The sequence below is a fragment of the Streptomyces sp. NPDC052040 genome, assembly GCF_044548405.1.
Lineage (GTDB): Bacteria > Actinomycetota > Actinomycetes > Streptomycetales > Streptomycetaceae > Streptomyces.
The window spans coordinates 169285-179660 of sequence record NZ_JBIUBV010000015.1 but is presented as its reverse complement, the minus strand read 5'-3'; the positions used below and the strand labels follow the sequence as shown (position 1 = coordinate 179660).

The 10376-nt window shown below is 73.4% G+C and carries 7 protein-coding genes and 2 tRNA genes; 3 read left to right on the top strand and 6 right to left on the bottom strand.

Going from position 1 to position 10376, the window contains the following annotated elements; genetic code table 11:
• Window positions 1-131: 131 nt before the first annotated feature.
• Window positions 132-278 (top strand): hypothetical protein, encoded by a 147-nt coding sequence (locus ACIHAA_RS25850; RefSeq protein ID WP_399821099.1) that lies wholly within the window; start codon window positions 132-134, stop codon window positions 276-278.
• A gap of 91 nt (window positions 279-369) precedes the next feature.
• Here ACIHAA_RS25850 and ACIHAA_RS25845 read toward each other — a convergent pair.
• Together ACIHAA_RS25845 and ACIHAA_RS25840 are read right to left on the bottom strand one after the other, a co-directional pair.
• Window positions 370-442: transfer RNA gene (locus tag ACIHAA_RS25845), tRNA-Arg, on the bottom strand.
• Window positions 443-660: 218 nt separating this feature from the next.
• Window positions 661-751: transfer RNA gene (locus tag ACIHAA_RS25840), tRNA-Ser, on the bottom strand.
• A 211-nt stretch (window positions 752-962) separates the two neighbouring features.
• Here ACIHAA_RS25840 and ACIHAA_RS25835 point away from each other — a divergent pair.
• Both ACIHAA_RS25835 and ACIHAA_RS25830 read left to right on the top strand, forming a co-directional pair.
• On the top strand, window positions 963-1442 hold the full coding sequence (locus ACIHAA_RS25835; protein WP_399821096.1) for an SSI family serine proteinase inhibitor: 480 nt from the start codon (window positions 963-965) through the stop codon (window positions 1440-1442).
• A 187-nt stretch (window positions 1443-1629) separates the two neighbouring features.
• Window positions 1630-6042 carry a PAS domain-containing protein gene (locus ACIHAA_RS25830; protein WP_399821094.1) on the top strand — a complete coding sequence of 1471 codons (4413 nt, stop codon included), beginning with the start codon at window positions 1630-1632 and terminating at the stop codon, window positions 6040-6042.
• Window positions 6043-6184: 142 nt separating this feature from the next.
• Here ACIHAA_RS25830 and ACIHAA_RS25825 read toward each other — a convergent pair whose 3' ends face one another.
• The 4 genes from ACIHAA_RS25825 to ACIHAA_RS25810 form a co-directional block, all read right to left on the bottom strand.
• Entirely contained in the window at window positions 6185-7828 is a 1644-nt protein-coding gene (locus tag ACIHAA_RS25825) for a long-chain fatty acid--CoA ligase (protein WP_399821113.1), read from the bottom strand.
• A 110-nt stretch (window positions 7829-7938) separates the two neighbouring features.
• Window positions 7939-8514, bottom strand: coding sequence for a SigE family RNA polymerase sigma factor (locus ACIHAA_RS25820; RefSeq protein ID WP_399821092.1), 576 nt, complete (start codon window positions 8512-8514; stop codon window positions 7939-7941).
• Window positions 8515-8769: 255 nt separating this feature from the next.
• Entirely contained in the window at window positions 8770-9978 is a 1209-nt protein-coding gene (locus ACIHAA_RS25815) for a lipid-transfer protein (protein ID WP_399821090.1), read from the bottom strand.
• Entirely contained in the window at window positions 9975-10376 is a 402-nt protein-coding gene (locus ACIHAA_RS25810; RefSeq protein ID WP_399821088.1) for a MaoC/PaaZ C-terminal domain-containing protein, read from the bottom strand. Before ACIHAA_RS25810 ends, ACIHAA_RS25815 begins: the two co-directional genes overlap by 4 nt.

The following is a 10376-nucleotide window of genomic DNA, read 5'->3' as shown; positions in this document are numbered from 1 at the left end:
GCGGGGTGGGGGGGGCGGGGGGGGGGGGGGGGGGGGGGGGGGGGGGGGGGGGGGGGGGGGGGGGGGGGGCCCGGGGGGGGGGGGGCGCCCCCGCCCCCCCCCCCCCCGCGGCCCGCCGTAGGCGGGCCGCCTTGATCCGCGTGACCATGGACATCTACACCTTCGTGCGGCTGGACTCCCAGCGCTCCGCCTTCGACCGCGTCGGGGACGCGCTGAGGGGTGACGGCAACGACCCGGACGATGACGACGGCGCGGCCGGTGTCCCGGTAGCCGTCTGATTCGCTCCCGGGGGCGGTTGCCGTCAAACACTGCCGTCAAGGCAAAAGCCAGAGGCCCTGTGGATCACTCCACAGGGCCTCTGATCTGATGTGCACTCGGCAGGATTCGAACCTGCAACCTTCTGATCCGTAGTCAGATGCTCTATCCGTTAAGCTACGAGTGCTTGTATTTTGTTTTTTGTCTTCGCTTCTTGCCCTTCTGGGCCTCTCGCGGCGACAGGAAGAACATTACATGACTGCCGCCGCCATGTGAAATCCATTGGGCACACCCCCTGTGACCTGCGGAAACGCCGTGCGGGAGGGGCGTCGGGAGGGTCGTGGGGAGTGGATCCGGGGAACGCCGAAGCCCCGGTCGCGGGGACCGGGGCTTCGGGTTCAGGTGCGGAGGCGGAGGGATTTGAACCCTCGATGGGCTGTAAGGCCCAAACCGCATTAGCAGTGCGGCGCCATAGACCGGACTAGGCGACGCCTCCAGCACAACCGTCCGCGCGAGCGCGAATGGTGCGTGCAGATGATGACACAGCCACAGGGGGTGTCACCAATCGCCCCCTACGGTACTAGGCGAGAAGGCCGCAGGGCAAAGCACGGGGCCGCCGATTCGGCGCTCCCCTCGTGGCACGGCCGTCACCTGGGCCACTCGGGTCACATGCGAAACCGTTCCGGTCCGACACCGTTAGTGAGGGCATGGTCCAGTTCTCCCCGCGTTCCGTGCTCCTCGGCGCCGCCGCCGTGCTCGCCGCCGTCGCGTCGCCCGCCCCGGCCGACGCCCACGGCGTACCGCTGCCGCCCCGCGGCGATCTGCTCGTCGTCACCGTCCGGAACGCCGGGCACGCCAACGGGGACTATGTACTGCGCTGCCACCCGACGCGCGGCACCCACCCCAGCCCCGCCGCGGCCTGCGCGGCCCTCGACCGGCGGACCGTCTGGGGCCGCGACCCCTTCGCCCCCGTACCGCCGCGCGCCCTGTGCACGATGCAGTACGGCGGCCCGGCCACCGCGCACATCTCCGGGACCTGGGCCGGGCGGCCGGTCGACGCCCGCTACGACCGCCGCGACGGCTGCCAGGCGGCCCGCTGGGACAACCTGGTCCCGCTGCTGCCGGACCTGCGTTCCCGGGACCAGCACCACGGCTCCACCACCGCAGCGGGGGCGCACGCCGGCTGATTTCGGGGTTTTCTGCGACGACCAGCACGGTCACGGCTTCTGCGTCACTTCCGCGTGCGACCTCCCTCTCATCCGACGCCGCGCGCCGGGCCACTGCCCGTAGACTCCCTCGCGTGACACGCTGCGGGCTGGTTGGCAAGATGGCCTTCGCGGTCGGCAAGGTGCGGTAACAGGGAGGAAGCGTCTCGTGAGCAGCAGGCCATCCCGAGGCGCTGCTCGCCTCGCTGCCATACTGGACGCCCTCCCCGACGCCCTGGTGCTGGTCAACGCCAACGGGACGGTGGTCAACGCCAACACCATCGCCCTGGAGGCCTTCGAAGCGCCCGGCACCGCCCTGGTGGGGCGGGGGCTGCTCGATCTGCTGCCGCACTTCGACTCGCGGCTGATCCCCGGCTCCATGCGGCGCCCCGACTCGATGGACCGGCACGGTCGCACCAAGCCGACGCGGATGATCGCGCGGCGCACGGACGGCAGCGAGTTCCCCGTCGAGGTCACGAGCGCCAATCTGGAAGACGGCCGACAGGCCTACGACGGCCACGGCTACACCGGCGACGAACTGCTGATGCTCGTCGTCCGCGATCTGTCCGGCACCGTCGACACCGAGGCCGAACTCGCCCGCTCCCAGCGGCAGACCGAGATGATCCTGCGGGCCGCGGCCGAGGGCGTGGTGGGCACGGACACCGACGGGCGGATCGTGCTCGTCAACCCCGCCGCCGCCCAGATCCTCGGCTACCGGGCCAGCGACCTGGGCGGCAAGGAGCTGCACACCCTGGTGCTGCACTCCCGCGAGGACGGCGGCCCCTTCCCGTACTCGGATTCGCCGCTGGCGGACACCCTGCGCTCCGGGCGCAAGCACCGGGTGCGCGGGCAGGTGCTGTGGTCCAAGACCGGGGACAGAGTGCCGGTCGACCTGACGACCTCGCCGGTGCGCGACGGCGACCAGATCGTCGGCGCCGTGATGACCTTCACCGACCGGCGTCCCTTCGAGACGCTCGTCGAGGAGAAGGAGGAGGCCGAGCGGAAGCACCGCGAGGAGCGGGAGCAGACCGCCGAGAAACACCGGCTGGAGCGGGAGCGGACCGCCGAGGAGCACCGGGACGAGCTGGAGCGGCTGCGCGAGGAGCACACCGCCGCGCTCACCGGGGCGCACGAGCGGCACGCGGAGGAGATCGCGGCCGCCGAGGAGCGCTACGCCTCGCTCGCGGAGCGCGAGAAGGACCGCTACGAGGCGCTGGCCGCCCGGCACGACCAACTGCTCGCCGTCCTCGGCCAGTCGCTGCGCGGCCCCCTCGACGAGCTGCGCGGCGATCTGTCCAAGCTCGCCGCGGACGACGCCGGTCAGCTGTGGCCCGAGGCCAACCAGGTGCTCCACCATCTCGCGGCGGGCTATGCGCGGATCACCACGCTGGTCGACAACGTCCTCGGCTTCCAGCGGCTGGACGCGGGCGACGACGGACTCCTGCGGACGGCCGTCATGCTCGACGCGGTCGTCGCCGCGGGTGTCGACGGCGCCGTGGAGCTGATCGGGCCGGGACGCGTCCAGTTCGCCGTCCATGCCCCGCCCATCGAGGCCGAGGTCGACCCGCAGCGGCTCGCCCAGGCGCTGGCGCACCTCATCGCGGATGTGGCGGGCGTCGACGCCACGGGCAACGCGCCCGTCTCGGCGGGCGGATATCTCGACAGCACGGTCGTCGTGGCGGCCGCGCAGCGCGGTGAGGTCGTACGCATCGAGGTGCGCGGCCCGTACGCCGGGGGAGACCCGGTCCACCAGCCGATCGTCCGCGGGATCGTGCGCGCGCACGGCGGTGTGCTCCAGACGCACGAGGTGCCGGGGATGAGCGGCAGTGCCTATGTGCTGGAGGTGCCGCTCGGCAGCGGCGCCGGAGCGGTCGCGATGCCCCCGGTGACGATGTCCGCGAACGGGAACGCCCTGGAGATCGCGCAGACCGCGTCGTCGGAGCAGGTGCTCGCACCGCAGGGAGGCGGTCGGCGGCGGGCCCGCCGGTCGTCGGTGGACGCGTTCCTGGAGAGCGAGTCGGGTGAGGGGTCCGCTCCGCCCGCCGAACCGGCCGCGGCACCCACCGGGCGGCGCAGGCGGCGCCCGGCGGAGGGACCGGCCGCCGGGGCAGCGGTTGCGGGGGCACCGGTCGCAGGGCAGGAGACCGGGGGCGAGGACACGGCGGACCCGGCGGAGATGGCCGGGGCACCGGCATCCGGCGCCACCGGGCGCCGTCGCGGGCGGCCGAGCCCCGCCGAGGGCGGCGACGAGAGCGTGACCGAGGGTTCGGTGATGACCGCGGCGGAGCACGCCGCGGGGACCCCGGCGTCGGCGAGCGGGCTGGGCGAGGCCGTACCGCCGCAGGGAGTGCCGGCGCCCACCGGGCGCCGGGCCCGCCGGGACGGTGAGCCGCAGGCGCTGCCGCCCGCGCTGCCCGCGGCCTCCGGTACGCCGTCCCCGGAGGACTCCGATGGAGCCACGCCGACCGGACGCCGCCGCCGGGCCCTGGCCGCCGCGAACGAGCGGGCCGCCGCCGCGGATTCCGGCGCGCGGACCGTCTTCGCGCTGCCGCCCGCCGCCGCGGACCGTGCCCCGGAGCAGCCCGTACCGGCTCCCGGCCCGGCGGACGAGGGCGGCCACCCGGGCAACCGGGCCGCGGACGAGAGCCGTCATGACACGGCGGCGCAGGACACCGCCGACGAGCACACACCGCCGCAGCCGCATCCGGTGGCCGCGCCCTCGGGCCGCCGCCGCGCCCGGCCTGCCGCCCCTCCCGGGCAGTCGGCGGACGCACCGGACGGCACGGACGCGACCGGGACCGCGCCCGGTTCGGTGAGCCCTGCCCAGGGCGCCCCCGGCTCCGCGGTTCCCGCCCAGGGTGCGCCCGGGCCGATGGTGCCCCCGCAGGCCGCGCCCGGAGCGGTGGTACCCCCGCAGGGGTCGCGCGGGCAGTCGGGAGCGACGGGTCGGACGGAGCCGGGGACGACCGTGCCGGGCGCGGCCGCCTCCATGGTTCCGGGGACCGTCCCGGCGCACGGCGCTCCCGCACCCGCACCCGCACCCGCACCCGCGAAGTCCTCCGCGGCCGTGCCTTCGCAGGGAGTTCCGGCCCAGCCGCTCCCCGCTCCGGCGGGGACGGGCGACGCCGGTACCGACGACGGGTCCGCGGCCGCGGCTCCAGGTCGGCCCGCGGGCCCGGCGCAGTCCGGCCCGCAGCCGGTGGCGCCCGCGCAGGGCACGACCGCGGACGATGCCCCCGCCGTCGGCGCGCCGGTGCCGCCGGGGGCCGCGCCCTCGGGGACCTGGGCCGGTGCGGGTGACACCTCGGGCGCCGGGGTGCCGCTGCCGCAGGCCACCCCCTCGTCCGGGACGCCTCTCCCTCCGGAGCGCACCGCCCGGCCGCGGGCCGCTCAGCCGCTGCCTGCCGAGGCAGCCGCGCCGGTGGACCCCAACTCGACGCAGGGACGGGCGTTCAGCGTGCGGACGCTCGGACAGGGCGTGCCCTTCGGACGCCCCGGCACAGACCGGCCGGGCGCGGCCCGTCCGGGAGCCCCGCCACGGCCCCTGTCGTCCACGCCGCCGCCGCACGGGCCGCAGGCTTCGGGGCGTCGGCGCAAGCTGGGAACGCCTCCGGAGCCCACGGGCGAGCGCCCGGAGACCACGGCACGTCCGCATCCGCAGGCCGCCCCGGCTTCGCTTCCGGCGCAGCCCTCGCAGGCTGGGCAGTCCCGCCCGGCCCAGGCCGCCGAGAGTGCCGGACGCTCGTACGCCATAGGGGCCCCGGATGTGAACGCCGACGAGGGCCCGGAGCCGCTCGACGGGCCCGGGGGCGCCGTGGAGGTCGCCGACCAGCCCCAGTCCCGGCCGATGGACGACGAGCTGCCGCCGGAGCCGCTCGACAACCCGCGTCGGCTGCTGGTGTGGCCCGCGCCCGATGTGACGACGCAGCAGGCGCTCAGCGACCGCGGCTACCGGCCCGTCATCGTCAACTCCCGTGACGAGGTCGACGCGCAGATCGCCGCCTTCCCGGCCGCGCTCTTCGTCGACCCGCTCACCGGACCGATCACCCGGACCGCGCTCCAGTCCCTGCGCCAGGCGGCGGTGGCCGCCGAGGTTCCCGTGCTCGTCACGGCGGGACTCGGGCAGGCGACACGTGAGGCCGCCTACGGCGCCGATCCGGCCGTACTGCTGAAGGCCCTCGCCCCGCGCGACTCCGAGCAGCATCCCCCGCGGGTGCTGCTGATCGAGGAGCATGCGGAGATCGCGCTGGCCCTCACGGCGACCCTGGAGCGGCGGGGCATGCAGGTCGCACGGGCCGCCTCGGACGCGGACGCGGTCACCCTGGCCGCTCAGCTGCGGCCGAATCTGGTGGTGATGGACCTGATGCAGGTGCACCGCCGACAGGCCGGGGTGGTCGACTGGCTGCGCGCGAACGGCCTGCTCAACCGCACCCCGCTGGTCGTCTACACCGCGGCCGTGGACGAGGACGATCTGCCGCGACTGGTGTCGGGGGAGACGGTCCTGTTCCTGGCGGAGCGTTCCACGAGTCCCGAGGTCCAGGACCGGATCGTGGATCTGCTGGCGCGGATCGGCACCAACTGATCCACATCAATCGGCATTCGGTGCCGGGAACTTGGCATACACAGACGACGAGGGGCGCTGTTTCACGTGAAACAGCGCCCCTCGTCGCCGTCGCATCCGGCTGCGCGTCCAGATGCGGATGCGCGTCCGGATCCGGAACGGCCTAGATGAGGGTGACGTCCAGCTCACCCGCCGCGTACTGACGGCGCAGCAGCTTCTTGTCGAACTTGCCGACACTGGTCTTGGGTACGGCTCCGAGGATCGTCCAGCGCTCCGGGAGCTGCCACTTGGCGATCCTCGCCTCCTCGGCGAGGAAGGTGCGGAGGGTGGTGAAGTCCGCGGTGGAGCCCTCCTGGAGCACCACGATCGCCAGCGGGCGTTCGCCCCACTTGTCGTCGGGCACGGCGACCACGGTGGCCTCGGTGACCTCCGGATGGGACATCAGCGCGTTCTCCAGGTCGACCGACGAGATCCACTCGCCGCCCGACTTGATGACGTCCTTGGCTCGGTCGGTGAGGGTGAGGTAGCCGTCAGGGCTGATGGTGCCGACATCCCCGGTCTTCAGCCAGCCGTCCTCGCTGAACTTGTCCTCGGGACGCAGCGGCTCGCCGTCGGGGCCGTTGTAGTACGCGCCCGCGATCCACGGTCCGCGCACCTCCAGCTCGCCCGCGGACGTGCCGTCCCAGGGCAGCCGCTCCCCGCCGGGACCAGTGAGACGGCCCTCCACACCCGCGGGGAAGCGTCCCTGGGTGAGGCGGTAGGTGAACTCCTCTTCGGAGCCCACGGCATGGGCGGGCGGCCGGGACACCGTGCCGAGCGGGGAGGTCTCGGTCATGCCCCAGGCGTGGCAGAGCCGCATACCCAGCTTGTCGAAGGCAGCCATCAGCGAGGGCGGACAGGACGAACCGCCGATGGTGACATTCCCGAGGGAGGAGACGTCCCGCGGCCGGGCGGTCAGCTCGGCGAGCAGTCCGTGCCAGATGGTGGGCACGGCGGCGGCATAGGTCGGCCGCTCCTTCTCGATCATCTCGGCCAGGGGCGCGGGCTGGAGGAAGCGGTCCGGCATCAGCAGATTGACGCCGGTCATAAAGGTGGCGTGCGGAAGACCCCAGGCGTTGACATGGAACTGCGGCACCACGACCAGCGCGGTGTCCTCGTCGGTCAGGCCCAGCGACTGGGACATGTTGCACTGCATGGAGTGCAGATAGACCGACCGGTGGGAGTAGAGGACGCCCTTGGGGTCGCCGGTGGTGCCGGAGGTGTAGCACATGGCGGCGGCCTGGCGTTCGTCCAGCTCGGGCCAGTCGTACACGGTCGGCTTGCCGGCGAGGAGGTCCTCGTACTCGTGCACCTGGGCGGCGGCCCCGGCGAGCAGTGAACGGTCACCCGGGCCGACCATGATCACATGCTCGACCGTCTTCAGATGCGGCAGCAGCGGGGCGAGCAGCGGCAGCAGGGAGCCGTTGACGAGGACGGCGCGGTCGGCGGCATGGTGGGCGATCCACGCCAGCTGCTCCGGCGGGAGGCGCAGATTGAGGGTGTGCAGCACGGCGCCCATACAGGGGATGGCGAAGTACGCCTCGACGTGTTCCGCGTTGTTCCACATGAGGGTGGCAATCCGGTCGTCGTCCCGGATGCCCAGGTCCTCGCGCAGCGCGTGCGCCAACTGGGCGGCACGGGCGCCGATTTCGGCGTAGGAGCGGCGGTGCGTTTCACCCTCGCCGGTCCAGGTGATCACCTGGGACGATCCGTGGACCGTCGACCCATGGGTCAGGATCCTCGAGATCAGGAGCGGTACGTCCTGCATCGTGCTCTGCACGGCGGCCTCCCGGGGCGGCGTTGCCTACGCGGTAGTAAGGGTTGCGCTGATTCTGCGCACGTACCACGCGGTATGTCACTACTCCCCGGCGTGATCGATCACTGTTCCGGCCGTGATGTCCAACGCACGGGCTCCAGTTCGGGATCCTCGCGGAGCTTGCCCAGGGCTCTGGACACCGCGGACTTCACCGTGCCTATGGAGACGCCGAGCATCTCGGCCGTCTGCGCCTCGCTGAGGTCCTCGTAGTACCGCAGAACGACCATCGCCCGCTGACGCGTCGGCAGCTTCATGACCGCCCGCCACATGGCGTCGTGCAGTGCCTGCTCCTCGGCGGGGTCCGGGGCGGGCACCCCTTCCGGCTCGGGCAGTTCGTCGCAGACGAACTCGTCGACCTTGCGCTTGCGCCACTGCGAGGTCCGGGTGTTCAGCAGCGCACGGCGCACATACCCGTCGAGCGCGCGGTGGTCCTCGATCCGCTCCCAGGCGACATAGGTCTTGGCCAGCGCGGTCTGCAGCAGGTCCTCCGCGTCGCTCGGATTCGCGGTCAGTGAGCGCGCGGTACGCAGCAGCACGGGCTGGCGCGCCTTCACATACGACGAGAACGACGGGTAGGGAAGGGTCTGCCTCGCTGATGCAGCGGCGATCGGAGCGCTGGTGCAGACGGGTGTGGTCATGTCTCCACGCTAGGTTCGCCGCCCCTTGTGGCGGATCGGCCGCAGGTCCCGAAGCGGCCTCCCCCTCAGGTTGTATGCGGGGGGCCGTCCCCACCTCCTGAAGGTGGACTGGCCGTGCACGTCCGTGAGGGTTCACCCCGGGGGGAGGGGGCCGGGGAGCGGGGCCGTGCAGCTTCTCCGGGTGGGGCGGACCCGGGGCGTCGAGCGGCCCTCCGAGGAGAGGGCGGGGCTCGGAGCGGTCGGGTCCGCGCGGGCTCAGCGGGGGCCGACGGGGCCGGTGGACGCGGGCCCCCGCCGACTCTCGTCCGCCATCAGCAGCAGACCGGAGGTGGGGACCCCCGTACCCGCGGTGACCAGGGCGCGACGGGCGCCGGGCAACTGGTTCACCGCCGTGCCGCGCAGTTGGCGCACGGCCTCCGCGATGCCGTTCATGCCGTGCAGATACGCCTCTCCCAACTGCCCGCCATGGGTGTTGAGCGGCAGTGTCCCCGCGGCCACGAAGTCACCGGCCGCGCCCGGCGCGCAGAACCCGAACTCCTCCAGCTGCATCAGCACAAACGGCGTGAAGTGGTCGTAGAGAATGGCCACATCGATGTCCGCGGGCCCCATGCCCGACGTCCGCCACAGCTGACGGGCCACCACGCCCATCTCCGGCAGCCCGGTCAGGTCGTCCCGGTAGAAGCTCGTCATCTGCTCCTGGGCGCGCCCGGCCCCCTGAGCGGCGGCCGTGATCACGACGGGCGGGTGCGGCAGGTCGCGCGCCCGCTCCACCGTGGTGACCACCAGCGCCTGGCCGCCGTCCGTCTCCTGGCAGCAGTCGAGCAGCCGCAGGGGCTCCGCGATCCAGCGCGAGGCCGCGTGGTCGGCGAGGGTGATGGGGCGGCCGTGGAAGTACGCCGCCGGGTTGGTCGCCGCGTACCCGCGGTCCACCACGGCAACTCGGCCGAAAACCTCCGGTGCCAGCCGGTGGACATGCAGGTACCGCCGGGCCGCCATCGCCACCCAGGACGCGGGGGTGAGCAGCCCGAACGGCAGCGACCAGCCCAGGGCCGCGCCCTCCGCCGAGGGTTCGCGGTGCTGCACTCCGGAGCCGAAGCGGCGTCCGGAGCGCTCGTTGAACGCGCGGTAGCAGACCACGACCTCGGCCACCCCGGCCGCGACCGCCAGCGCGGCCTGCTGGACCGTCGCACAGGCCGCCCCGCCGCCGTAGTGGATCCGGGAGAAGAAGGACAGCTCGCCGATCCCGGCCGCCTGAGCCACGGTGATCTCGGGGCTGGTGTCCATGGTGAAGGTGACCAGGCCGTCGACGTCCGCGGGCGACAGCCCGGCGTCGTCCAGCGCGGCCCGCACCGCCTCCACCGCCAGCCGCAGCTCACTGCGGCCGGAGTCCTTGGAGAACTCCGTCGCGCCGATCCCGACGAGCGCCGCCCGGCCGCCGAGCGTGTCCCTGCCGCGCAGACTCATCGCGGCCTCCCGCCCGGAAGGGTGACGGTGACCGTGCCGGTGACATGGCGGCCGATGCCGTTGTCCCCGGTCACCCGCAGGGTGGCGGTGTCCCCGTCGATCTCCTCGACGGTGCCGGTCAGCACCATGGTGTCCCCCGGGCGGTTGGGCGCGCCGAGCCGGATGGCGACCCGGCGCAGCACCGCCTCCGGGCCGAGGTGGTCCGTGACGTACCGGCCCACCAGGCCGTTCGTGGTGAGGATGTTCATGAAGATGTCGGGAGAGCCCTTGCGGCGGGCCAGCTCCGGGTCGTGGTGCACGTCCTGGTAGTCGCGGGAGGCGATCGCCCCGGCCACGATCAGCGTGCGGGTGATCCTGATCGTGAGGGGCGGCAGCGGGGTTCCGGGGGCGAGGTCCAT

Coding starts and splice junctions, on each gene's coding strand:
- ACIHAA_RS25835 (WP_399821096.1), top strand. CDS start 963: ATGGTCCAGTTCTCCCCGCGTTCCGTGCTCCTCGGCGCCGCCGCCGTG.
- ACIHAA_RS25825 (WP_399821113.1), bottom strand. CDS start 7,828: ATGCAGGACGTACCGCTCCTGATCTCGAGGATCCTGACCCATGGGTCG.
- ACIHAA_RS25820 (WP_399821092.1), bottom strand. CDS start 8,514: ATGACCACACCCGTCTGCACCAGCGCTCCGATCGCCGCTGCATCAGCG.
- ACIHAA_RS25815 (WP_399821090.1), bottom strand. CDS start 9,978: ATGAGTCTGCGCGGCAGGGACACGCTCGGCGGCCGGGCGGCGCTCGTC.
- ACIHAA_RS25810 (WP_399821088.1), bottom strand. CDS start 10,376: ATGGACCTCGCCCCCGGAACCCCGCTGCCGCCCCTCACGATCAGGATC.